21 protein-coding genes and 1 pseudogene are annotated in these 23,881 nt (G+C 71.1%); 12 read left to right on the top strand and 10 right to left on the bottom strand.

Annotated features, from left to right (window positions below):
- The first annotated feature begins 77 nt into the window (after window positions 1-77).
- Window positions 78-836 (top strand): YdcF family protein, encoded by a 759-nt coding sequence (locus tag AB0I32_RS02570; protein ID WP_357502515.1) that lies wholly within the window; start codon window positions 78-80, stop codon window positions 834-836.
- Window positions 837-908: 72 nt separating this feature from the next.
- Here the strand turns inward: AB0I32_RS02570 and AB0I32_RS02565 are convergent, their stop codons facing one another.
- Window positions 909-1,844: a heparin lyase I family protein gene (locus AB0I32_RS02565; RefSeq protein WP_357502513.1), complete on the bottom strand. Its 936-nt coding sequence runs from the start codon at window positions 1,842-1,844 to the stop codon at window positions 909-911.
- Window positions 1,845-1,942: 98 nt separating this feature from the next.
- Window positions 1,943-2,602 (bottom strand): TetR family transcriptional regulator, encoded by a 660-nt coding sequence (locus tag AB0I32_RS02560; RefSeq protein WP_357502511.1) that lies wholly within the window; start codon window positions 2,600-2,602, stop codon window positions 1,943-1,945.
- Window positions 2,603-2,661: 59 nt separating this feature from the next.
- On the opposite strand from AB0I32_RS02560, the gene AB0I32_RS02555 reads away from it, so the two are divergent.
- Complete coding sequence (locus AB0I32_RS02555; RefSeq protein WP_357502509.1) at window positions 2,662-3,519, top strand: SDR family NAD(P)-dependent oxidoreductase; 858 nt, start codon at window positions 2,662-2,664, stop codon at window positions 3,517-3,519.
- 113 nt (window positions 3,520-3,632) lie between these two features.
- Window positions 3,633-4,070 carry a hypothetical protein gene (locus AB0I32_RS02550; protein ID WP_357502507.1) on the top strand — a complete coding sequence of 146 codons (438 nt, stop codon included), beginning with the start codon at window positions 3,633-3,635 and terminating at the stop codon, window positions 4,068-4,070.
- A gap of 111 nt (window positions 4,071-4,181) precedes the next feature.
- Here the strand turns inward: AB0I32_RS02550 and AB0I32_RS02545 are convergent.
- Window positions 4,182-4,328: pseudogene (locus tag AB0I32_RS02545) on the bottom strand (two-component sensor histidine kinase); the annotation flags it as partial.
- 278 nt (window positions 4,329-4,606) lie between these two features.
- Between AB0I32_RS02545 and AB0I32_RS02540 the strand changes: the two are divergent.
- Window positions 4,607-6,157, top strand: coding sequence for an alpha/beta hydrolase (locus AB0I32_RS02540; RefSeq protein ID WP_357502505.1), 1,551 nt, complete (start codon window positions 4,607-4,609; stop codon window positions 6,155-6,157).
- A gap of 73 nt (window positions 6,158-6,230) precedes the next feature.
- On the opposite strand, the gene AB0I32_RS02535 is transcribed toward AB0I32_RS02540, so the two are convergent.
- The gene (locus AB0I32_RS02535) at window positions 6,231-7,007 is read right to left on the bottom strand and encodes a tetratricopeptide repeat protein (RefSeq protein WP_357502503.1); all 777 of its coding nucleotides are present in this window, start codon (window positions 7,005-7,007) and stop codon (window positions 6,231-6,233) included.
- A gap of 60 nt (window positions 7,008-7,067) precedes the next feature.
- Window positions 7,068-7,499 carry a nitroreductase family deazaflavin-dependent oxidoreductase gene (locus AB0I32_RS02530; protein ID WP_357502500.1) on the bottom strand — a complete coding sequence of 144 codons (432 nt, stop codon included), beginning with the start codon at window positions 7,497-7,499 and terminating at the stop codon, window positions 7,068-7,070.
- A gap of 194 nt (window positions 7,500-7,693) precedes the next feature.
- Here AB0I32_RS02530 and AB0I32_RS02525 point away from each other — a divergent pair, with 194 nt between their 5' ends.
- Window positions 7,694-8,662 carry an Lrp/AsnC family transcriptional regulator gene (locus tag AB0I32_RS02525; RefSeq protein ID WP_357502498.1) on the top strand — a complete coding sequence of 323 codons (969 nt, stop codon included), beginning with the start codon at window positions 7,694-7,696 and terminating at the stop codon, window positions 8,660-8,662.
- A gap of 179 nt (window positions 8,663-8,841) precedes the next feature.
- Here AB0I32_RS02525 and metH read toward each other — a convergent pair whose 3' ends face one another.
- Window positions 8,842-12,369, bottom strand: a complete 3,528-nt coding sequence (gene metH / locus AB0I32_RS02520; protein ID WP_357502701.1) for a methionine synthase — start codon at window positions 12,367-12,369, stop codon at window positions 8,842-8,844.
- 153 nt (window positions 12,370-12,522) lie between these two features.
- Here metH and AB0I32_RS02515 point away from each other — a divergent pair, with 153 nt between their 5' ends.
- The 5 genes from AB0I32_RS02515 to AB0I32_RS02495 all read left to right on the top strand — a co-directional run bounded on the left by AB0I32_RS02515 (window position 12,523) and on the right by AB0I32_RS02495 (window position 17,881).
- On the top strand, window positions 12,523-13,302 hold the full coding sequence (locus AB0I32_RS02515) for an SDR family oxidoreductase (RefSeq protein ID WP_357502496.1): 780 nt from the start codon (window positions 12,523-12,525) through the stop codon (window positions 13,300-13,302).
- Between the two features lie 236 nt (window positions 13,303-13,538).
- Complete coding sequence (locus AB0I32_RS02510; protein WP_357502494.1) at window positions 13,539-14,744, top strand: serine hydrolase domain-containing protein; 1,206 nt, start codon at window positions 13,539-13,541, stop codon at window positions 14,742-14,744.
- Window positions 14,745-14,753: 9 nt separating this feature from the next.
- Window positions 14,754-15,566 (top strand): DUF554 domain-containing protein, encoded by an 813-nt coding sequence (locus AB0I32_RS02505; RefSeq protein WP_357502492.1) that lies wholly within the window; start codon window positions 14,754-14,756, stop codon window positions 15,564-15,566.
- Window positions 15,567-15,617: 51 nt separating this feature from the next.
- The gene (locus AB0I32_RS02500) at window positions 15,618-16,757 is read left to right on the top strand and encodes a GNAT family N-acetyltransferase (RefSeq protein WP_357502490.1); all 1,140 of its coding nucleotides are present in this window, start codon (window positions 15,618-15,620) and stop codon (window positions 16,755-16,757) included.
- 8 nt (window positions 16,758-16,765) lie between these two features.
- Window positions 16,766-17,881, top strand: a complete 1,116-nt coding sequence (locus AB0I32_RS02495) for a GNAT family N-acetyltransferase (protein ID WP_357502488.1) — start codon at window positions 16,766-16,768, stop codon at window positions 17,879-17,881.
- Between the two features lie 47 nt (window positions 17,882-17,928).
- Here the strand turns inward: AB0I32_RS02495 and AB0I32_RS02490 are convergent, their stop codons facing one another.
- Window positions 17,929-18,741 carry a TrmH family RNA methyltransferase gene (locus AB0I32_RS02490; protein ID WP_357502486.1) on the bottom strand — a complete coding sequence of 271 codons (813 nt, stop codon included), beginning with the start codon at window positions 18,739-18,741 and terminating at the stop codon, window positions 17,929-17,931.
- Between the two features lie 25 nt (window positions 18,742-18,766).
- Window positions 18,767-19,537 carry an enoyl-CoA hydratase-related protein gene (locus AB0I32_RS02485; RefSeq protein WP_357502484.1) on the bottom strand — a complete coding sequence of 257 codons (771 nt, stop codon included), beginning with the start codon at window positions 19,535-19,537 and terminating at the stop codon, window positions 18,767-18,769.
- Window positions 19,538-19,603: 66 nt separating this feature from the next.
- Between AB0I32_RS02485 and AB0I32_RS02480 the strand changes: the two genes are divergently transcribed.
- Window positions 19,604-20,773, top strand: a complete 1,170-nt coding sequence (locus AB0I32_RS02480) for an acyl-CoA dehydrogenase family protein (RefSeq protein ID WP_357502699.1) — start codon at window positions 19,604-19,606, stop codon at window positions 20,771-20,773.
- Between the two features lie 72 nt (window positions 20,774-20,845).
- On the opposite strand, the gene AB0I32_RS02475 is transcribed toward AB0I32_RS02480, so the two are convergent.
- The gene (locus AB0I32_RS02475; RefSeq protein WP_357502482.1) at window positions 20,846-21,487 is read right to left on the bottom strand and encodes a TetR/AcrR family transcriptional regulator; all 642 of its coding nucleotides are present in this window, start codon (window positions 21,485-21,487) and stop codon (window positions 20,846-20,848) included.
- 10 nt (window positions 21,488-21,497) lie between these two features.
- Window positions 21,498-22,892: an alpha-galactosidase gene (gene melA / locus AB0I32_RS02470; protein ID WP_357502480.1), complete on the bottom strand. Its 1,395-nt coding sequence runs from the start codon at window positions 22,890-22,892 to the stop codon at window positions 21,498-21,500.
- Between the two features lie 109 nt (window positions 22,893-23,001).
- Here melA and AB0I32_RS02465 point away from each other — a divergent pair, with 109 nt between their 5' ends.
- Window positions 23,002-23,847: a helix-turn-helix domain-containing protein gene (locus AB0I32_RS02465; protein ID WP_357502478.1), complete on the top strand. Its 846-nt coding sequence runs from the start codon at window positions 23,002-23,004 to the stop codon at window positions 23,845-23,847.
- Window positions 23,848-23,881 lie beyond the last annotated feature (34 nt).

Raw genomic sequence — 23,881 nt, 5'->3', positions numbered from 1 at the left:
GAAGCCGTCGTCCGCGCCGCGCTGACCTATGCCCTGTCCGAAACGCTCGCACCAAGAGTGCTGAGAAAGGTGCGTCCGTGGTGACCAGATCCGTCGGAGCGGTCCTCTGGGTGGTCGTCGGCGCCGTCCTGATCCTCGATGCCCTGGTCGTGCTGTTCGTGAGCAGCATGCACACCGGCATCGTCGCGACCTTCGTGATCGGCGCCCTGTACGTGTTCTACGGGCTCTCCCTACCCAGAACCCGGCCGGGCGCTCGGCAGGGGCCGCCCCGGTGGCTTCGGATCTTCGTCCCGAGCCTCACCGCGCTGATGCTCCTCGTCTTCGCGGGCCTTGGGCTCTTCGGCAGGATGGACACGGCCTCGCAGGAGGAGGACGCCGTCGTCGTCCTCGGGACGGCGGTGCAGGACGGCGAGGTGACACCGGCGCTCCGCTCCCGGCTCGACGTCGCCGTCGACCACGCGAGCGCGAACACGGACGCCGTCATCGTGGTCGCCGGAGGTCTGCCGCACGGGGAGACCGTCACCGAGGCGCTCGCGATGGAGCGGTACCTGGTCAGCCGTGGCGTCGCACAGCACCGGATCATCCAGGAGGGGCGGTCGACCAGCACCTTCGAGAACTTCGTCCACGCGAAGGTTCTGCTCGACGCGCGCCTCGGGACGGAGTACACGACGGCCTTCGTCACGAGCGACTACCACGTGTACCGGGCGGCCGGGATCGCCGGGACGGCAGGGGTGCGCGCCACCCACGCGCACGCGGACACGCCGTGGTACGAGGTCCCCGTCGACTACGTGCGGGAAGCTCTGGCCATCACGAAGTTCGTCGTGACGGGGCGCTGACGGCCCGAACGAGGCGGAGGACGGCGCCGGGGACCAGCCCCGGCGCCGTCCTGAGCGCTCAGCACTTGGCGGTCAGTCGCGGTAGTAAGGCTGTACCTCTTTCTTGCTGGCGCCGATCCGCACGTTCCGGAAGTCGGACTGGAACGTCGCGCCCGGCTGGTAGTCCTTGTACATGCCGTACTTGACCCGGAAGGAGTCGTCGTAGTACTCGCCGTCGCACGCGGAATTCGGGCCGTAGCCGAAGTAGTCCTCCCGCTCGAGGATCTTCGTCTCGGTGTAGGTCGCTCCGACCTTCCTGTGCCAGACCTCGATCAGCCCCTTGGGCCCGCCGGGGCTGTAGGGCTCCACGTGGTACTTGATGACGAAGGAGTGCCACTCGCCGGGGACGAGGGGCTTGGTGGCCATCGACGTGTTGTAGTACCCCTCGGACACGCCCGGCTCGTCGCCCCGGCGCACGAACTGGAGGTTGTGACTGTTGCCGGCGCCCGACTGGATGCGCACGCCGCCGATCGGGTTCGCGGTGCACTGCCACAGCTGCATCACGTACGCACCGCTGCCGGTCACGTCGTCGACGCCCTCGGGGATGCGCATGTCGAATCCGACCCACACGTTGGTGTGGAAGGGCAGGGACCCGCGCGGCGTCGCCAGCTCCGTGCGGTCGCGGGCGCCGTCGTGCTCGATGTCCTTGTCCGTGCGGAACGTCAGCGCCCGCGTGTCCGAGGTCTCGCTCCAGGCCCCGGTGATCTGGGGTGGCTCGACCGCTCCCTGACACTTGCCCTCGTACATTCGTCCGTTCTCGAAGAGGTTGCCGCCGTCGCCGATCCCCTCACCACACTCGGTGGCCTTCAGGATCTCCCAGGTCCTACCTGGGATACCCATCGCGTAGCTGGGGACAGGGTCTGCCGCACTGTCTGCCGAGCTGTCTGCCGCGCTGGCGGGTCGTGTGGTCGTCACCGCGGCGAGGCCCAACGAGGCGGTCAGCGTTGCCGCCACGGTGAGGGCTGTCATTCGTCGAGCACGGCTACCGAGGGCCGCTCTCTGTGTCCGCGTCATTTATCCGTTATATCCGGGAACAGGTGCTCGCGGCTCCTAAAGTCCGGGCCGGGTTACTGTCCCGTCAGGCCGCGCAGCATGGACCCGAGGATCCGGGCGAGCCGCGGTTCGACGTCGACCAGGGCGTGCGAGAGCCGGGGGTCGGAGCGGTAGAGAGCGGCGACCTCAGGTCCCGGCGTGGCGATCTGGTGGAACGTGCCGGCCATCGACGTCGCGGCCGCGATCAGGTCGACGCCGTCCCGCTCCGTCAGGCCGGGCAGAGCGGTGCGGACGGCCGGCACGATCAGGCCAAGCCCCTCGCCGGTCGTGAGCTTGAACTCGCGGACCTTCTCGACCGACACGTTCCGCTCCAGGTTCAGCGGCGTCTGCGCGAGCAGGTCGCAGAACATCGGGCGGGCGGCGAGCGTCCCGGCGAAGGCCGCGGCGACGGCGTCCGGCTCGGGCTGCTCGATGGTGCGCAGCCGCTCGGCCAGCGCCGGGGCCCAGTCCCGCCAGCCCTCGGCGGTGAGCCGCAGGAAGATCTCCTCGCGCGTCTCGAAGTACCGCAGCATCGCGGACTTGTGCATGCCGACGGCCTCGGCGATGTCGGTCAGCGTGACCTCCCGGATGCCACGTTCGGCGCCGAGGCGGCGCGCGGCGTCGAGGATGGCGGCCTCGCGGACGAGCTTGGCCTCGGGGGAGCGCGCTCGCTGGAAGTCCCCGGAAGTCGTCATGGTCACATCTTAGCGCAACAGGGTTGCGCAAGTTAGGGCAACAGTGTTTTATTAAAGGCATGCAGCAGACATGGTTCATCACCGGTTCCTCCCGCGGCCTCGGCCGCTCCCTCGCTACCGCCGCGCTCGCCGCCGGCGATCGGGTGGCCGCCACCGCGCGGCGGCCCGAACAGCTCGACGATCTCGTGGCCGAGTACGGCGACCGGGTGCTCCCGCTCCGGCTCGACGTCACCGACCAGGACGCGGCCCGTGCCGCGCTCGCCGAGACCGCGGCTCGCTTCGGCCGGATCGACGTGATCGTCAACAACGCGGGCTACGCCAACGTGTCGCCCATCGAGACCACCGACGACGCCGACTTCCGCACCCAGTTCGAGACCAACTTCTGGGGCGTCTACAACGTCTCCAAGGCGGCGATCCCGCTGCTCCGCGAGCAGGGTGGCGGCCTTGTGATCCAGTTCTCGTCGACGGGCGGACGGGTCGGCGGCTCGCCCGGCATCGCGTCCTACCAGGCCGCGAAGTTCGCCATCGACGGCTTCAGCCGGGTGCTGCGCGTCGAGACGGCGCCGTTCGGCGTCAAGGTGCTCGTCGTCGAGCCGAGCGGGTTCGCCACCGACTGGGCCGGCGCCTCCATGACCGTGCACGACGCCCCTGCCGGGTACGAGTCCACCGTCGGCGCCATGAACGCGCACATGCGCCAGGGCGGTGCCGGTGCGGCCGGCGACCCCGACCGGGCCGCCCAGATCCTCGTCGCGCTGGCCAAGCGGGACGACCTGCCGGCCAACCTGCCGCTCGGTGTGAACGCCACCGAGATGTCCGTCGCGCAGGACCGCCGGCTGCTGGAGTCGGATCTCCGATGGGCTGCCGTGAGCCGCTCGGCGGATTTCGCGGAGCCGTTCCCGGTGGAGCTGCCGGCCTGACGCGGCTCGCGGGCAGGTGTCCGGCAACGCCTCACCATGACACCCGGCTCGTATGAACCACGTCACGGCCTGGAGGCGTCATGCTCCCCGCACCGGTGGACATTGAACGCTGTGTGACTCTCAACCGAAACTCATCAGACCCGTCCGACCGCTCCAACCCGGCCCGGCGCCGCCGTACCGTCTGGAGCACCGCCTCGCGGGGTATCGGCGCCGCGGGCAGCGCGCTCGCCGTCGTGCTGCTGGCCACGGCATGCACGACGGCCAGTGCGGCGGTGCCGGAACCGCCGTCGACCGCGCCGTCTGCTTCCGCCGAGGAAGCGCGCGTGCCGTCGGCTCCCACCGACACCGCTCCCGAGCCTGCGGCTCCGGCGGAGGCGTCGCCGGCTCCGTCCACCCCGATGGACGTCTCGGCCGAGCCGAGCACTGCTCCCGCGCCGGCACCCGCACCGACCATGCGTGACGAGTCGAAGCCGGAGCCCGCCGACCAGACGGAGCCTCGTCCGGTGCCGACGGTTCCCGGGGAGTCGCCGCAGCTGGCCGTCACCGGCTGAGCGACCCTGGAGGGCGGAGCGGCTCCCCGCCTCGACGGCTGGGGGCCGCTCCCACCGCTGAACGGGGCGCCGCGTCGTTGTGCGCCCCCACGGGGCCGTCAGACCACCGGATCACACCGACGGCTGCCCGTCTCGGGGGAGGCTGATCTGTGAAGACGGATCCCGTGCGGGGGTGATCTGCGCCCGCACGTTGCCGCCGTGGGCCTCGACGATCTGTCGGACGATCGCAAGTCCCAGGCTTGTCTCGCCGGTCTCACGGGTACGTGAACTCTGTCATCCGGTGAGGCACCGCTGTCCCGATGGCCAGTGCGGATCACCGTCTGGGCGGGCTTCGACTCTCGGGTCCGTCTGCCGATCGTCCTGGCCGCGACCTTCACGAAGGGCGCGAACACGATGGCCCGGTTCGCGTCACGGATGGGATCCTGTTGTCGCCCAGCATCACGGACAGCGGAGCGGATCGTGAGACACATCCCGTGCAGGAGACGACCTGCCGATCATTGGAGTGTCCGGTGACCCGCCCTCGCACGAAGAGAAGAATGCTTCGGGTCACCGGGGCGCTGATGATCGCCGCATCGATCGCCTCCTGCACGCTCGGCGGCTCTGACGAGCCTGCTCCGGACGGCGATGCTCGGACGGATGGACTCGAGCGCTTCTACGACCAGGATCTGGCCTGGGAAGAGTGTGCGGACTACGCCACGACCACGGGGGAGTCGATCATCTTCAGGCGGGCGTCCGACGCGCAGTGCGCCCGGCTCGCGGTGCCGTTGGACTACGCGAACCCAGCAGGCGAGGTGGCCTCCGTGGCGGTCGTGCGAGTCGCCGCACGCGGCGACGCGATCGGCTCCCTGGTGTTCAATCCTGGTGGTCCGGGAATGTCCGGCCTGACCGGTGGGCTCGCACTGTCTCAGGGGCTGGCGGACAGCCGGATCACTGAACGGTTCGACATCGTCGGCTTCGATCCGCGCGGGGTGGGGGCGACCCAGCCAGCGGTGGACTGCTACACCGAGGGCGGTGACGCGGACGGTGACGAGGCCTTCGAAGAGCTCGGCCGGCTCGTTCCACAGCTGACCGAGCCGGAGACCCGGGCAATCGTCGAACGCTGTGCCGACGGTTCCGGCGGGATGCACGCCCTGGCGCAGCTCGGAACGCGGACCACCGCGAAGGACATGGACGTGCTGCGGGCTGTGCTGGGGGAGGAGAAGCTCACCTTCCTGGGCCAGAGCTACGGCACGCGCCTCGGCGCTGTCTATGCCGAGGAGTTCCCTGATCGTGTTCGTGCCATGGTGCTGGACGGCGGGATCGACCCGGCCCAGGGCAAGGTAGAGCGATCGCTGGCTGCCTACGAGGGTTTCCAGGTGGCGTTCGAGGCGATGGCGGCATCCTGCGCGGACCAGGATGACTGCCCGCTCGGCACGGACCCGGCCGGATGGACCGCGGCGTTCCGGGCGATCGTCTATCCGTTGCGCGAGGACCCCGTGCCGGCGCTGGACCAGGAGCTGGGACCCGACGAAGCGATCTGGGCAGTCTCGACCGGGCTGAGAAGGCCGACGGCGTGGCCGCGCATCATCGACGGTCTCGCGGAGGTTCGCCGAGGTCGAGGTGATGAGCTCATGCAGTTGGTCTACGACTACGGCACGCGTGACGCCGACGGCACTACGCCGAATGCCCTTGAGGCGCAGGTCGCCATCAGCTGCATGGACGAGGAGCGTCTGACACCGGAAGAGGGTGCGGAACTGCGTGAGGCCGGGTACGAGCGGGCGCCTTTCCTGGATCCCGGTGTCGACGTGACCCGGGGTGTACGTGACCCGTGCGAGCACTGGCCGGTCGAGCCGGACCTCGGCATCCCGTACGCCCAGGATGTGGACGGGCTTCCGGCCACACTGGTCGTGTCGATCACGGGTGATCCGACCACACCTCACGAGGGAGCGGTCAACCTCGCCCGCACGTTGGGGAGCGCGCTGCTGACCGTGGAGGGCGATGGGCACACGGTCGTCGGCACCGGGCGAAGCCCCTGTGTGGATGAACTCGCGGCCGCGTACCTCATCGACCTGACGGTGCCTGACGACGGGGCGACCTGCACTCTGTGACCGTGAGCATAGGGGAGTCAGGCGAGGACGCAGCGGAGGTAAGAACGCCGCTGCCCGGTGGTGCCGCGCTTCATCAGGAGGCGGGCGGCCGGGGTCCATCGCCGCCGTCGTTCGCCACGCGAGCCTCGGCAAGGCTCAGGGAACGGCTTGCCGTCCGGATCCGGGGGTCATGCACCGGCAGGATCCGGCTGCCTCGAGCCAGCAACCCCTGCGCCAGCGGGATCGCCTTATCCGGGTCGTCGCTCATGGCGTGCGCGTAGGCCACACCCGCCTGGGCTGCGAACGTGTCCGGGTGGTCTGGACCAAGGGTGTGACCTCGGGCAGCCGCCACCGACTCGTAGAGCGAGACGGCTCGGGTCGTGTCTCCCGCCAGCACCAGCACGTTGGCGAGGTTATACCGCCAGGTCAGTGTCTCGGGGTGGTCGGGGCCGAGCGTGGCCTGATGATCGGCGAGTCGTGCGGTGTACGTGGTGAGCGCCCGCGTCAGCACCTGTGGTGCGATGTTGAACGACTTGTCGCCGAGCGTCGTTTCCGGCGTGAACCATTCCGGCGCCGGGCCTTGCTTGTGCCGGTAGGTCTCGATCCCGGCCACTCCGACGATGCCAAGGGCGGCCAGCCCGACCGCTACATGGGCGAGCGCACGTCGCACGGTGGTCTCGGTGACCATCTGCTCGTACGAGTCGCCCTCGGCGAAAGGCAGACCGCAGGTCTGCCCAGGGCTCATGGTGGCGCCGTCGCAGACGGCTTCGCCGGGTACGAACAGGATCCAGCCAAGGACGAGCGTCGCAGGTATCCCGGCGATCAGGGCGAGATAGGAGACGACACGGACGAGGTTCTCGGTCCGGCTCATGGGCGCGACGATAGGGGACGCGCCACGGCGCAACAAGGTCGCCCTCGCCGTGAGCGCGAACTATCGGGGCTCCAGGACGAGGACCGGGATCGTGCGGCTGGTCCTGGTCTGGTAGTCGGCGTACTGCGGGTAGGTCTCGACGGCGCGGTCCCACCACTCGGCTCGCTCTCTGCCGTGCACCTCGCGGGCGACGAAGGTTCGGGTCTCGGTGCCGTCCTGGAGCTGGATCTCGGGATGTGCCTTGATGTTGTGGTACCAGATGGGATGTTCCGCAGCTCCGCTCTTGGAGGCGACGATCGCGTAGTGCCCGTCGCGCTCGACACGCATGACCGGCGTGCGGCGCTCCTTCCCGGACTTCGCGCCGCGCATCGTGAGCAGCACGATCGGCCTGCCCTGCACGTCGATGCCCTCGGTCGTGCCTGTCTTCAGGATCTGCTCGACCTGGGTCCTGGCCCAGCCGTTGGGGTCGGACCAGGAGCTCTGTTCGGTCATTGCCGCCTCCGCATCGTTCGGTGAACCAAGGTGGTCACCGTGGGAACTCGTGTGACCACCCTCGCTCCGGATGCGACAGGATCAGTAGCCAGACGGTCGATGGTGCGTGAAACAGGCAATAATGGCTCCTGGATGACGGAAAGCGTCAGGTCGACGTGCGGTCCGGCCACAGCAGCGACACGACCGGGAGCGTCATGCGGAACAAACCAATCCAGTTCGACGAGCTCGACCGTGCGCTGGTGCATGGTCTGATCGTCGACGGGCGCGTGCCGTTCGCGCGGCTCGGATACGTGCTGGGCGTATCGGAACGAACCGTCGCGCGTCGCTACGCGAGGCTGCGCGAGGCCGGCGTCGTTCGGGTGGTGGGTTCGGTGAACCCGGTTGCGCTCGGCGGAGCGAGCTGGGTCGTGCGGGTGCGTTGCCGGCCCGGTGCGGCGAGCGAGGTGGCCCGTGCTCTCGCCCGCCGCGAGGACACCCAATGGGTACACCTGGTCTCCGGGGGCACAGAGATCACGGCGAGTCTGCACTCCTGGTCCGCCGAGGAGAGTGACGAACTCATCCTGGAGCGGCTGCAGCGCACAGCGCCCGTCGTATCGGTGACCGCGCACAACGTCTTGCACGTGTTCAGCAGCAACGGGAGCGGGTTCCGAACCTTGCACGTCCTGGATGACGAGCAAGCCGTCACCTTGAGCGCCGGCGTGCCTCGGGGTGGGGAAGCCAGCGCGGTCAGTGATGCCGACCGCCCGTTGCTGGAGGCGCTGTCCCGTGAGGGGAGGGCCTCGTACCCGGTCCTCGCTGCTGCCACCGGTTGGTCGGAATCGACGGTTGCGCGCCGGCTCGAAGCGTTGCGCGCAGGGGGTGTCCTCTTTTTTGACGTCGATCTGAACGAAAGAGCGCTGGGCTTTCACGCGCAAGCGCGACTGTGGGCCGCTGTGGCGCCGTCGCACCTGGCTGAGGTCGGCGCGGCGATCTCCGCACATCCGGAGGTCGCGTTCTGCGCGGCCACCACCGGTACGACCAACGTCCTCGCCGCTGTCGTGTGCCGGGACGGGCCAGATCTGTACCGCTACCTCACCGAGCGGGTCGGCGCACTGCCGCTGATCCGCGAGATAGAAACTGCCCCGCTCATGAGGACGATCAAACGAGCCGGGGCACTTCCCTGATCCGCTTTCAGGTCAGGGCAGGCAGCATGATCTGCTGAGGCGATGCTCACGAGTCGGCAGCCGTATGTTCCTTGTCGCCTGCTTCCAGGAGTACCCGGGCGGTTCCGACCAGGAGCGCGAGACCGGTGCCGCTGACCAGGTCGCCGCTTGACCTCGCCGGACTGCCATCACCCCAGAAGTCACACGGAGAAGTACTTCGCCTCCGGGTGGTGGAACACGAACGCATCCGTCGACTGCTCCGGATGCAGCTGCAGTTCCTCGGAAAGAGTGACCCCGACCCGCTCCGGCCGCAGCAGCTCCACCACCTTGTGCCGGTCCTCCATCTCGGGACACGCGGGATACCCCAGCGAGAACCGCGCCCCGCGGTACTCCAGCTTGAACATCCCCTCGACCCCGGCAGGTTCCTCGGCAGCGAACCCGAGCTCCGACCGCACCCGCGCATGCCAGAACTCGGCCAGCGCCTCGGTCAGCTGCACGGACAGTCCGTGCAGCTCCATGTACTCCCGGTACTTGTTGGCCTCAAAGAGCCGGCCGGTGTGCGCAGCAACGGAGTCCCCGACGGTCACCAGCTGCACCGGCAGCACATCGAACCGCCCGGTCTCCTCGACCCACTCACGTGGCCGAACAAAGTCAGCAAGACACAGGTGCCGGTCCCGACGCTGTCGCGGGAAGTGGAACCGCAGCCGTTCAGCCCCGACAGCACCACCGGACCCGCCGTCGGGCGCCCCGATCCCGGAGAGCTCCCCGTGGTGCGCCACCACGACGTCGTTCCCCTCCGACCACACCGGGAAGTACCCGTACACCACCGTCGGGTCCATGATCTGGTCCGTCAGGATGCGGTCCATCCACTCCGCGAGCCGTGGCCGCCCCTCGGTCTCGACAAGCTCTTCGTACGACGCACCGTCCGAGGACCGCCCCGGCTTGAGCCCCCACTGCCCCATGAACGTGGCCCGCTCGTCCAGGAACGCGGCGTACTCGGAGAGCTGCACGCCCTTGACGATCCGCGTGCCCCAGAACGGCGGGTCGGGCACCGGGTTGTCCGCCGCGACGTCAGACCGCGCAGGCAGCGACTCCACAGGGGTCTGCGTCACCGTCACCACCGCGTGCCGCCGCTTCTTCAGCGCCGGCAGCCCGACGTCGTCGGGCGCAGCCCCACGCGCAACGCGCACCAGGGGCTCCATGAGCCGCAGCCCCTCGAACGCGTCCTTCGCGTACCGCACGACACCAGGGAAGGCCCCGGCGAGGTCGTCCTCGACATAGGTCCGCGTCAGCGCGGCGCCGCCCAGCAGCACCGGCCACCGCTTGTCGTACCCGCGTGAGGCCAGCTCCTCCAGGTTCTCCTTCATCACCACCGTCGACTTCACCAGCAGCCCCGACATGCCGATGACGTCGGCGTCGTGCTCGATCGCGGCGTCGATCATGGCGCTCACCGGCTGCTTGATGCCGATGTTCACCACCTTGTAGCCGTTGTTCGTGAGGATGATGTCCACGAGGTTCTTGCCGATGTCGTGCACGTCGCCGCGCACCGTCGCCAGCACGATCGTGCCTTTGGTCTGGTCGCCCTCGACCTTTTCCATGTGCGGCTCCAGCAGCGCGACGGCGGCCTTCATCACCTCCGCCGACTGCAGCACGAACGGCAGCTGCATCTCGCCCTTGCCGAACAGCTCGCCGACCACCTTCATGCCTTCCAGCAGGTGGTCGTTGACGATGTCCAGCGCCTTCATGCCCGCACCGAGCACCTCGTCGAGGTCGGGCTCCAGGCCCTTGCGGGCGCCGTCGATGATGCGCCGCGCGAGCCGCTCGCCCACGGGCAGCCCCGCCAGCTCGGCGGCACGGGCATCCCGGATCGCCCCGGCGTCGACGCCCTCGAACAGGTCGAGCAGCTTCGACAGGGGGTCGTAGGTGAGGTTGCCGTCGTCGTCCCACTCGCGGCGATCCCAGACCAGGTCCAGCGCCGTCTGCCGCTGCTCGTCCGGGATCGAGGACAGCGGCAGGATCTTCGCCGCGTGCACGATCGCCGAGTCCAGCCCAGCCGCCGTCGCCTCGTGCAGGAACACCGAGTTCAGCACGGCGCGCGCCGCCGGGTTGAGCCCGAACGACACGTTGGAGACGCCGAGCGTGGTGTGCACGCCGGGGTACTTCTGGGTGATGCGCCGGATCGCCTCGATGGTCTCGATCCCGTCGCGCCGCGTCTCCTCCTGGCCCGTGGCGATGGGGAAGGTGAGGGCGTCGACGATGATGTCGTCCACGCGCATGCCCCACTCGCCCACGAGGGTGTCGATCAGCCGGGAGGCGATGGCGACCTTGTGGTCGGCGGTGCGCGCCTGTCCCTCCTCGTCGATGGTCAGCGCGACGACGGCGGCGCCGTGCTCCACGACCGCCGGCATGATCCGGCCGAACCGCGACGTCGGCCCCTCGCCGTCCTCGAAGTTCACCGAGTTGACCACACCGCGGCCGCCCAGCAGCTCCAGGCCGGCGCGGATCACCGCCGGCTCGGTGGAGTCGATGACCAGCGGGAGCGTCGAGGCGGAGGCCAGCCGGGACACGACCGCGCGCACGTCCTCCACGCCGTCGCGCCCGACGTAGTCCACGCACACGTCCAGCAGGTGCGCGCCGTCACGCGTCTGCGCCCGGGCGATGTCGACGACGTCGTCCCAGCGGCTCTCGAGCATCGCCTCGCGGAACGCCTTGGAGCCGTTCGCGTTGGTGCGCTCGCCGATCGCGAGGAAGCTCGTCTCCTGGCGCAGGTCCGTCGCGGAGTACAGCGAGGCGACGGCGTTCTCGCGCACCGGCGCGCGCTCCGCCACGGGACGCCCGCCCACGGCCTCGACCACGAGCCGCATGTGCTCCGGCGTCGTGCCGCAGCAGCCGCCCACCAGACCCAGGCCGAACTCGCGCGCGAACTGCGTGTGCGCGGCGGCGAGCTCCTCCGGGGTGAGCGGGTACGACGCGCCGTTCGGCCCCAGCACCGGCAGACCCGCGTTGGGCATGCACGCCACCGGGATCTCCGCGTGCTGCGACAGGTGCCGCAGGTGCTCGCTCATCTGCTCCGGGCCCGTGGCGCAGTTCATGCCGATGGAATCGATGCCCAGCGCCTGCAGCGCCACCAGCGCCGCGCCGATCTCCGAGCCCATGAGCATGGTCCCGGTGGTCTCAACGGTCACCGACACGATGATCGCGACCCGCTGCCCGACGTCGGCCATCGCCTGCCGGGAGCCCGTCACCGCGGCCTTGGCCTGTAGCAGGTCCTGGCTGGTCTCGATCATCAGCGCGTCCGCGCCGCCCTCGATCAGGCCGGCCGCCTGCTCCGCGAACGTGTCCCGGAGGTGCGCGTACGTGGTGTGCCCCAGCGACGGCAGCTTGGTGCCCGGGCCCATGGAGCCCAGCACCCAGCGCGGCTTGTCCGGCGTCGCGTGCGCGTTGGCGCGCTCGCGGGCGATCGCCGCACCCTTGCGGGCCAGCTCGCGGATGCGGTCGTCGATGCCGTAGTCCGACAGGTTCGACCAGTTGGCGCCGAACGTGTTCGACTCGATGGCGTCCACGCCGACCTCGAGGAACGCGTCGTGCACGCCCGCGATGATGTCCGGCCGCGAGACGGTCAGGATCTCGTTGCAGCCCTCCAGGCCCTCGTAGTCCTCAAGGGTCGGGTTCGCCGCCTGGATCATCGTGCCCATGGCGCCGTCGGCCACGACCACGCGCGTGCGCATGGCGTCCAGCAGGGCGGCGGAACGCTCGGCGAGAGCGGGCAGTTCGGCGGGCACAGCGGCGGGGAGTGCGGTCACCTCGGCAGCGTAAGCCTTGGCCCGACGCCGGTGCCGTGCGTGCCCGGCTGGCGGTATGGCGCGGGTATCGTCCCGGCCATGACGACGCACGACTACCTCGCCTCGCTGTTCTCTCTCGAGGGGCGCACCGCCGTCGTGACCGGCGGCAGCTCCGGCATCGGGCGGGCCATCGCCGAGGCCCTCGCACAGGCCGGGGCACGCACGGTGCTCGTGGCCCGCGGCGGCGAGCGGCTCGACGACGTCGCCGCCGGCCTGCGGGAACGCGGCTGCGCCGTCGAGACGGTGATCGCGGACCTCTCCACCCGCGACGGCATCCACGCCGCCGCCGACGGCATCGCCGCGGCCGCGGGGGAGCCCGACATCCTCGTCAACAGCGCTGGCATCAACCTGCGCCCGCACCTGGGCGACGTCGACCAGGAGATCTGGGACGTCACCATGACCGTCAACCTCGAGGCGCCGTTCCTGCTCGGCCAGCGGTTCGCGCCCGGCATGGCGGAGCGTGGCTTCGGCCGGCTCATCCACATCTCCTCGCAGCAGGCGCACCGCTCGTTCGTCGACAGCGGCGCCTACGGCGTCTCCAAGGGCGGCCTCGAATCCCTCGCCCGCTCCCAGTCCGAGGCCTGGTCGTCGCGCGGCGTCACCGCGAACACGCTCGTGCCCGGGTTTGTCCTCACGCCCCTGAACCAGCGCCTGCAGGACGACGCCGAACGGGTGGGGGCGCTCGCCGCCCGCACGACGGTGGGCCGCAACGGCGTGCCCGAGGACTTCGCAGGCGCCGCCGTCTTCCTCGCGAGCGGGGCGTCGGGTTACGTCACGGGCCACTCGCTGTTCGTCGACGGCGGCTTCTCGGTGCACTGAGCTCCGGTTGGCACTGAGCTCTGGCGCGCCTGACGCCCTGTGAGCACGCGGCCGGAGAATGGCTACGCGCTGGGGGTCAGTTGCTCTGAGTAGACAACGTCTACTCAGAGCAACAGACCCCGATCGCGTACGTTCTCCCCGGCCCTTCTCATGCGCAGGCCGCGTATGGCCGCAGGCACTCCTGGGCGGCACGGCTTTCAGTGCGCCGAGTGCCCCCGCCCAGAACAATGGCGGTCGTGACGACGACGCGCGGCAACCAGGCAGGACCTGCAGCACACGGACGACGGCTCGCGCGTGGCCTGGTGGTGCTCGCGCTGCTGGCAGGCGTCGCCGGGTGCGGCGACCCTGGCGGCGACGTCGAGCCGACCGGACCGGCAGAGCCGACGGAGTCGACCGGGCCGACCGAGCCGGTGGAGTCGACGGAGTCCATCCTGGGCGACGCCCTCCCGGCCGGCTCCAGCGGCGCCCTCGTCGCGGGGCGGGGTACGACGATGGACCTGTGCCAGGGCTGGGGTGACCCCGACCCGGGCTCCGGGGAGGCCCCCGGCTGCGACACCGTCTTCGACATCGGGTCGATGACCAAGCAGTTCACCGCGGCGGCGATCGTGCGGCTGGCCATGGACGGCCTGCTCGACGTCTCCGACCCGCTCGCGGACCACCTCCCGGACGTCCCGGCGGACAAGCGGTCCGTCACGATCGAGCAGCTGCTGACCCACTCCTCGGGGTTCCTGGACTCGCTCGGTTCCGACGACGAGCCGCTGACCCGCGACGCCTTCCTGCGCGAGGCGCTGGGCTCCGAGCTGCTGTCCCGGCCCGGGACGACGTACCTGTACTCGAACGTCGGCTACAGCCTGCTGACCGCCGTCGTCGAGGAGGCGTCCGGCCAGGACTACGAGGCGTACCTCGCCGAGCACCTGTTCGTACCGGCGGGCATGAGCCGCACGGGTTACCGGCTGCCGGACTGGTCGAAGGAACAGGTGGCCGCGCAGTACGACGCCGAAGGGAAGTCCCACGGCACACCGCTCGACCAGCCGTGGGCCGACGACGGTCCGTACTGGAACCTCCGGGGCAATGGCGGCCTGCTCTCCACACCCCGGGACATGTTCCGCTGGCACGTCGCGCTGCTCGGTGACGTGGTCCTGGACGAGGACGCCAAGCGGGAGCTGTTCGAGCCGCGCGTGCGCGAGGAGCCCGACGAGACGTACTACGCCTACGGCTGGGTGGTCGACGACCCGGAGGACCCGAGCATCCTGTGGCACAACGGGGGCAACGGCTGGTCCTACGGAGAGATCGCCCGCGACCCGGCGGGCGACACGTTCGTGTTCTGGGTGGCGAACCGCTCAGCGGGGGACGGCTGGGACCTGGGCGAGGACGGCGGCGGCATCACCTCCGCGCTCTTCGAGCGGCTGGCGACGACAGGGGAGACCCCGGCCGGCGGCTAGGCTCGCGCGGTGGACGTCGACCTCCCCGGGCTGGGCACGCTGATCAATGTCGGGACGATTGTCGTCGGGTCGCTGCTGGGCATGGCCGTGGGGCACCGGCTGCCCCAGCGCACCCATGCGGTGGTGACCGACATCCTCGGCCTGGTGACCCTGCTCGTCGCCGCGCTGTCGGCGATGGCGGTCACCGACGCTGCCTTCGTCGCGGCCACGGGCAGCGGCGCCCCCGTGCTGATCGTGCTCGGCTCGCTGCTGATCGGCGGCATCGCGGGCTCGCTGCTGCGGATCGAGACGCGTCTCGAGGCGCTGGCCGGCACCATCCAGGGCTGGCTGGCCCGGCGGTCCGACGGCGCGCGCACGTCCCGGCGTCCGGTGCTCGTCGACGCCACCGAGACCGGCCAGGACCACACCGCGCGCGAGCGGTTCATCGAGGGATGGCTCACCGCGTCACTGCTGTTCTGCGTCGGGCCGCTCGCGATCCTCGGGTCGCTGTCCGACGGCCTCGGCCGCGGCATCGACCAGCTCCTGCTGAAGTCCGTCCTCGACGGCTTCGCGGCGCTCGCGTTCGCGTCGTCGTTCGGTGTCGGGGTGCTGCTGTCCGCTGTGTCGGTGGCCGTCGTGCAGGGGCTGGTGACGCTGGCCGGTGTGCTGCTCGGGTCGGTGCTGCCCGACGCCCACATCGCCGCCCTGACGGCGACGGGCGGCCTGATGCTGGTGGGCATCGGCCTGCGGCTGCTGCACGTCAAGCAGATCCCGGTCGGCGACCTGCTGCCCGCCCTTCTCGTGGCACCCCTGCTGACCCAGCTCGTGATCGTGCTGCGCTGACCACCCGCAAAATCCCGTGCCGGGTGCGGGCCGGTCGCCTAGCGTGGCTGTATGTCCACGAACCCGTCCGGCCTGTCCGCCGTGCCTGACCCGGTGACCGGTCCGACGATCGCCGAACGCGCCGCCGCACCCCGCACCCTGCCCGTCCCGACGGCGGGCGGTCTGACCTGGCGCCCCTGGACGCGCGCGGACGTACCCGCGCTCACGGAGCTCATGAACGCCGTCGAGAAGGCAGACGGCCGCGACTGGTTCATCTCGCCCGGCGAGGTCGAGGAGCTGTTCGACGCGCCCGTGTTCGACGCCGCCGCCGACACCCTCGTGGGCCTGGACGCCGACGGCACGATGCTCGCCCACGGATCCGTCGAGCGGTACCCCACCGCCGGCGTCAGCCTCCTGCGCGCCGCCGTCACCGGGGGAGTGCACCCCACCCGCCGCGGCGAGGGCATCGGCACCGAGCTGCTCGCCTGGGGCACGGGCCGTGCGCGGCAGGCGCTCGCGGCGTCGGGCACCGACCCTGAGCTGGCCGGCCTGCCCGGCCGGATCACCGCGCACGTCTGCGACGTCGACCCGCCCGAGCGGCACGACCTGCTGCGCGCCGCGGGGTACGAGCCGATGCGGTACTACGCCAACCTGCTGCGCGACCTGAGCGCGCCCGTGCCCGCGATCGGGCTGGAGCCGCCGCTGCGGCTGGTGCCGTGGTCCGACGCGCTCGAGGACGCGACCCGGCTGGCCCGCAACGACGCGTTCCGGGACCACTGGGGCAGCCAGCCGCGCACGCCCGAGTCGTGGCGGGCCCACCGCAGCGCGTTCGCGCCGCAGTGGTCGTTCGTCGTGATCGACGAGTCGGTCCGCTACGAGGGGTCCGAGCAGGAGCGGCCCGGCGACACGACGGTGCCGCCGGGCACGCCGTACGTCGTCGGGCTGCACCGGGGCGAGCGGTACGAGCACGACTGGGAGTCGCAGGGCTACACGGCGGGCTACACGGGGCTGCTCGGCGTGCGCCGCGCGTACCGCGGGCGCCGCATCGCCGCCGCCCTGCTCACGCACGCGATGCACGTCTACGCCGCCGACGGCATGCAGCGCGCCGAGCTGGACGTCGACACCGACAACCCGACGGGTGCGCCCGCCCTGTACGCCCGGCTGGGCTACACGAAGAGCGACGGCTCCACCCTGCACACGATCGAACTCTGAGGACCACCATGAGCACCGAGACCCCCACCATCACCCCGATCGCCGAGCGCGCCGCGGCGCCGGCGACCCTGACGATCCCCACGGCAGGCGGCCTGACCTGGCGCGCCGCCACCCGCGAGGACGCCCCCACCTGGCTCGCGCTGCGCAACCTCATCTCCCGGGCCGACGCCGAGCCGTACGTCGAGACCCTGGAGGAGATCGAGGAGATCTTCGAGGGCGCGTGGCGCGACATGACGGCGGACTCGCTGCTCGGGTTCGATCCCGACGGAACCCTCGTCGCCTGGGCCCAGGTGGACAGCCCGCCCGGCGACGTGACGACGGTCCGCGCGTTCTGCTGGGGCGGGGTGCACCCCGACCGCCGCGGTGAGGGCATCGGCCGCGAGCTGCTGGCCTGGGGAACGGGCCGTGCCCGGCAGATGCTCGCGGCGTCGCGCAAGGACGTGCCCGGCCGCATCGGCGTGTTCGCCGAGGACGACGCGCCCGCGTCCAGGCACCGGCTCTACGAGCGGGCCGGGTTCGGCGTGCGCCGCTACTACTCCGACCTGGCGCGCCCGCTCACCGGGCCGGACGCCGCACCAGTGCCCGAGGTCGAGCTGACCGGCTCGCTGCGGCTCGTGCCCTGGTCGGAGGACCTCGCCGAGGCCACCCGCCTGGCGCACAACGACGCGTTCCGCGACCACTGGGGCAGCCAGCCCCAGACCCGGGAGCAGTGGGCGCAGCGCGCCGGCTTCGCTCCGGAGTGGTCGTTCCTGGTCATCGACGAGGCGCCCGACGTCGACGCGCTGCTCGCCGACCCCGACACCGACGCAGACACCGCCGCGGCGCTCCGGGCCGGCGAGCCGCTGGTGGTGGGCTACGAGCTCGCTGCCCGGTACACCGAGGACTTCGAGGTGCGCGGGTACTCGTTCGGGTACACGGACATGCTCGGCGCGCGGCGTGCCTACCGGGGCCGCAAGATCGCCCTCGCGACGCTCGCCGCAGGTATGCGCGCGTTCGCCGCCGAGGGTATGCAGTACGCGGCGCTCGACGTCGACACGGCCAACCCGAGCGGCGCTCACGGGCTGTACGCGAGCCTCGGCTACGTCAAGACGACGGGCTCCCGCATGTACTCGATAGAGCTCTGAGGCACCCCGCCCGCTGGTGGAGCCCACCGGTGGGCGGGGCAGGCAGGTTACTTCGCCAGGCGTTGGCGGCGGGTCTCGTAGAGGATCACCGTCGCCGCGTTCGCCGCGTTGAGCGAGCTCGCCGAGCCCGTCATCGGGATGCTCAGCGTCACGTCCGCTGCGTCGAGCCAGGCGCGGGTCAGGCCGTCGTTCTCGCTGCCGACCAGGAGCAGGACCGGCTGGGTGAGGTCGTACGCGGACACGTCGGCGTCGCCGTGCTCGTCGGTGGCTACCACCACCAGGGGCAGGCCTGCGGCGCGCCGCGCGGTCACCCACTCCATGACCTCGGCGGACGACGGCGCCCGCACCACGGGCGTCGCGAAGAACGAGCCGGTCGTGGCCCGCACCGACTTGGGGTCGTAGGCGTCGGCGGCGTGCCCGGTGGTGATGACGCAGTCGGCCCCGAACGCGTCGGCCGACCGGATCACCGCGCCGATGTTGCCCGGCTGGGTGGGGCGGTCGAACACGACGCCGAGGAAGTCGGGCCCGGCCACTATCCGGTCCAGGTCGTCGGGCCGCATCGCGACGACGGCGAGCAGCTCGACCTCGTCCTTCTCGGCGAGCTCGGCGAGCAGGTCCGGTGCCATCTTGACGTGCTCGACGTGGGGGTGGGCCGCGAGCACGCCCCGGGCCCACTGCGAGAGGTGGCGCTCGGCGTCGTACAGGAGGGAGCGGACCTCCCAGCCGTGCTCGACGGCCATGGTGATGGGCCGCACGCCCTGCACGATGAACTCGGCGGCGCGGTGCCGCTTGTTGCGGTTGGTGAGCAGCGTCTGCAGCTGCTGGAAGCGTGCGTTGCGCGAGGAGATCCGTATGGCCACGCCCCCATCCAACACTGTTTCCCGGTCAGCGCCGCAGCAGCCGCCCCATCGCGGCCCGCCCGCGCTCGGAGCTGAACAGCTGCGCGGACGTCGTCACGGCACGATCCACGTTCGCGTCGAACCGGGTGAGCACGTCCGCGTTGAGCAGCTCCTTGGTGGCGGTGAGCCCCTGCGGGTCGGCGGCCGCGAGCTCGGCGAGCACCGTGTCGACCTCCCGGTCCAGCGCGTCCAGCGGCACGGACTCGGTCACCAGGCCCCAGGCGGCGGCCTCTGCGGCGGTGAACGGCGCGCCGGTCAGGAACGTGCGCGACGCCGCCCGCGGCGTCATCCGCGGCAGCACCGCCAGCGAGATGACGGCGGGCGCCAGCGCGAGGCGGGCCTCGGTGAAGGCGTAGGTGATGTGGTCGGCGCTGATCGCGACGTCGCACGCGGCGACCAGCCCGATCCCGCCCGCCCGTACGGGCCCGTGCACGCGCGCCACCACGGGTTTCGGCAGCGCGAGGATCGTGCGCAGCAGCTCGGCGAGCCGCCGCGCGGAGTCGGTCATGCCGTCGCGCAGGGCCTCGGTGAGGTCGGCGCCCGAGCAGAACGCGGGGCCCTCGGCGGCCAGGACCACCGCGTGGACGTCGTCGTACGCGGCGCGGTTCAGGGCGGCCCGGAGCTGGTCGAGCAGGGCGTGCGAGAGGGCGTTGCGGCGCTCCTGGCTGTCGAGCGTGATCCGGGCGTAGGACGCGGTCCGGTCGTCCGGCAGGTCGAGCGCTACGACGTCGTAGGTGACCTGGCTCTGGTCGGGCATAGGAAGTCCTCCGGTGGGCCTGGCGCGATGAGGTTAATGGTGGTTAACCTCTGTGGCATGCCTAACATGCATACCTCACCAGAGAACCCGGGGCACACCAAGCTCCGGGACGCGGTACGGGAGTTCGCCGACCGCGAGATCGCGCCCCACATCGGCCGATGGGACAGGGAGAGTCGCCTGCCCGTCGAGCTGGTGCACCAGATGGGACAGCTGGGCCTGTTCGGCCTGACCGCCCCTGAGGAATACGGCGGGTCCGACCTCGGGCTCACCGGGCTCAGCATCGCCGTCGAGGAGATCGGCCGCGTGGACCAGTCTGTAGGCATCACGCTCGGGGCCGGGGTCGGCCTCGGGGTGGGATCGCTGCTGGCCTACGGCACCGACGAGCAGAAGAACAGGTGGCTGCCCGACCTCGTGGCCGGCCGCACCCTCGGCGCCTTCGGCCTCACCGAACCCGGCGCGGGCAGCGACGCCAACGCCATGTCCACGACCGCCGAGCTCACGGGCGGCGAGTGGGTCGTCAACGGCGCCAAGCAGTTCATCACCAACTCCGGCACCCCGATCACCAGCGTCTGCACCGTCGCGGCGCGCACGGGCACCCTGCCCGACGGCCGGCCGGAGCTCAGCGCCATCATCGTCCCCACCGACACCCCGGGATTCGTCGTCGAACCCCTGCACGACAAGATGAGCTGGCGCGCCGTCGACACCCACGCCCTGCGGTTCGAGGACGTGCGCGTCCCGGAGGCCTACCTGCTCGGCGAGCGGGGCAACGGCTTCAAGCAGCTCATGATCTGCCTCAACACGGGCCGGGTCGCCGTCGCGGCCCTGGCCACCGGCTGCATCCAGGCCATGCTGGACCTCACGGTGGAGCACGCCGGTGTGCGCCCCACGTTCGGTGGTCCGATCGGCCGCAAGCAGGGCGTCGCCTTCCAGATCGCGGACATCGAGGTGATGCTCCAGGCGAGCCGGGCGCTCACGTACCGGGCCGCCGCGCTCAAGGACGAGGGTGCGCCGCTCGACGAGTTCCGGCGGGCGTCGTCCGTCGCCAAGCTCTACGCCACGGAGTCCGCCGTGACGGCCACGCGCATCGCGGCGCAGGTGTTCGGCGGCTACGGCGTCATGGAGGACGGCCCGATCGCCCGCTTCTACCGCGACGCCAAGGTCCTGGAGATCGGCGAGGGCACGTCAGAGCTCCAGCGCATGCTCATAGCGAGAGGCCTGGGCCTCCCGGTCGAGTAACCCGTCCGAGGAGACCGCTGAGTGCTGGATGTCTGCCCTCTCGAACCGTACGAGAGGGCAGACATCCAGCACTCAACGGTCCCGGAGGAGGGCCGAGCGGGCCATGCTCGTGAGGAGAGCGTGCATGGCCGGCCGCCCTATGCGGGCGCTGTGCGGGGTCGAGTTGAGGAGGCCGAACGCCGCCTGGACCGCCGCCCGTGCCTGCGGGGCCGACAGGTCCGGACGCAGCGGCGTCAGCGCGTCGCACCACACGTCGACGTAGGCGAGCTGCCGCTTGCGGACCTGGGCCTGCGCCTCCGCCCCGAGCGCGGCCCACTCCCGCTCCTGCACGACGATCAGCGCCGGGTTGTCGAGCGCGAAGTCCGCGTGCCGGGCGATCAGGGCCTCCAGCGCGGCCTCGGCCGCCGCGGCCCCGCCCCCCGCTGCCTCGGCAGCCCCGGGCTCGACGGGCCGGGCCCCGGCAACCCCCGGTTGCCCGACGGCGGAGCGCGCCCCGCCGTCGGACAGCAGCTCACGCGCGCCCGCCAGCAGCTGGTCGGAAGCGTGCAGCAGGCACTGCCCGAGGATGTCCTCCTTGCCCGCGAAATGCTTGTACAGGGCGGGCCCGGAGACGCCGACGGCCGCGCCGATGTCCCCCATGGAGACGCCGTGGAAGCCACGGGCGGCGAACAGGTCGGCTGCCGTCCTCAGGATCTGCTGCCTGCGCGGGGTCACGGGAGGCAGTCTATGAGCGGGCCCCCGCGAGCTGTTCCGTCAGAGCGGCCGGCAGCAGCGCCGCATGCGCGGCGAGCAGCTCGTCGGTCATCTCGCGGATCTGCTCCAGCGTGCAGTGCGCGGACGTGAGCGGGTCCAGCGCGACGGCGTGGTGCACGTGCTCGACGTCGCCGGTCAGCGCCGCGCGGACCGCGAGCGTCTGCACGTTGGTGTTCGTGCGGTTGATCGCCGCGAGCTGGGGCGGCAGGTCGCCGAACGACGTCGGCTGCACGCCGCTGGCGTCGACCAGGCAGGCGACCTCGACGCACGCGTCGTCGGGCAGGTTGGTGATGACCCGTCCCGCGTTGGGCACGTTGCCGTACACGACCGCGGGCACCCCCGTGACCACGGCGTTCACGATGGAGGCCCCGTACTCGACGGACGGGCTCAGGTCCGCCTTGAGGCGTTCGAGCTGCTCGTCGACGTCGCCCTGCTCGTCGTGCGCGGCGCAGATCTCGAAGTAGTCCCACCGCTCCGGGATGTACTCCTTGATGGTGGCGGCGTCCTTGCGGAAGTACGGCACGTACTCCGACGCGTGGTGGCTGGACTCCGTCTCGAAGTACCCGAAGTGGTTCATCAGCGAGGTGCGTACCTGCTCGTTGCCGCCCTCGTAGTTGCTGGCGGCCAGCGCCGCCTCGGAGTGGTCGCCGTCGTCGGACAGCAGGTCGGACGCCGCGCGGGCGCGCTGGTGGCGCTCCTTCATCACCTCGCGCAGGCGCGGGTAGAGGTCCTCGGTGCCGTGCCGGAAGTCGACGATCCACGCCTGGTGGTTGATGCCGGCGCAGCGGAAGGACACCTCGTCGTACGGCACGCCCAGCGTGCGCGCGAGCATCCTGGTGGTGCCCTGCACGCTGTGGCACAGGCCCACGGTGCGCAGCCCGAGCGCGTTGAGGTACGCGGTGGCCATGGCCATCGGGTTGGCGTAGTTGATGAACTGGGCGTCCGGGCACACGTCGAGGGCATCGGCGGCGATGGCCTGGTAGGCGGGCACGGAACGCAGGAACCGGAAGACACCGCCCGGGCCGACGGTGTCCCCGACCGGCTGGTCGACGCCGTAGCGCCGCGGGATCTCGACGTCGTGCCGGTAGGACTCCACGCCGCCCACCTGGAACGTGATGATCACGAAGTCGGCGTCGCGCAGGGCCTCGCGCCGGTCGGTGGTCTGCTCGACCACCGTGGGCAGGCCGTGATGGGCCACGAGCTCCCGGGTGGCGGTCGCCACCCGGTCGAGGCGTCCGGCATCGAGGTCCATGAGGCTGAGGGTGGCGCCGCGCAGCGCCGGGAAGCTGAGCAGGTCGCCGATGAGGCGCAGCGGGAAGACGAAGCCGCCGGCGCCGATGATGGTGATCTTCGGGGAATGAGCCATGCTGCGACGCTAGGTCAGAGGATGGCGGTCAGACCTCCGGCTGCGTGGCCCGGCTCTCCGGGATCCTCCGGTCCGCGCCGCGGTGGTGCGGGGCCCTATGCTCCCGCTCATGGCGCTCGCGGACGACGAGGTGGAGCTGAACGAACCCGCCCTGTGGGTGCAGCGGGGCACGCCGCCGGTGATGATGCGGCCGCACCGGCACGACGACCTGGAGCTCAACCTGGTGCACGCCGGCCGGCTCGAGTACCTCTTCGGCGGCTCGTTCCTGCGGGTCGAGGCGGGCGAGGTGGCGCTGTTCTGGGGTGGGACCCCGCACCAGCTCGTCGAGCCCGGTGCGCCCGCGACCGACGTGTCGTGGGTGCACATCCCGCTCACCGAGGTGCTGAGCTGGGCGCTGCCCACGGAGCAGATGGCGGTCCTGCTGCGGGCGCGGCCCGTCGTCGTGCCGGCGTCTGCCCTGGTGCGGGACGTCGGAGCCCTCTTCGAGAGCTGGCACCTCGACGTCCTGGACAGCGGGTACGGCACCGTCGTCATGCTGGAGGCCCAGGCGTTCGTGCGGCGGGTCCTGACCCGTGCGGCGCAGGACGACGCGGAGGTTCGGACCACGCCGTACACGCCGGACCCACGGGCCGGGGCCGCGGGGCGTGCTGCCGCGATGGCCCAGTTCGTGGCCGAGCACTACCGGTCGCCGATCACCGCTGCCGACGTGGCCCGCGCCGTCCACCTGAGCCCCAGCCACGCGATGACGCTCTTCAAGCGGGTCGTCGGCACGACGGTCGGCACGTACATCGCGCGGTGCCGCGTCGCGGAGGCGCAGCGGCTGCTCATCACGTCGGACCGCACCACCGCCGAGATCGCGCACGCGTCCGGGTTCACCGCGCAGAGCAGCTTCTACGACACCTTCCGGCAGGTGTGCGGCACCGCGCCGGGCGACTACCGCCGCACCTTTCGCTGAGACTTTCACCGAGCGCGTGCCAGCCGATCCGCGC

This window comes from Promicromonospora sp. NPDC050249, assembly GCF_040656015.1.
GTDB lineage: Bacteria > Actinomycetota > Actinomycetes > Actinomycetales > Cellulomonadaceae > Promicromonospora.
Note: the sequence above shows the minus strand (reverse complement) of the source record. Positions and strands in the feature narration are given on the sequence as shown.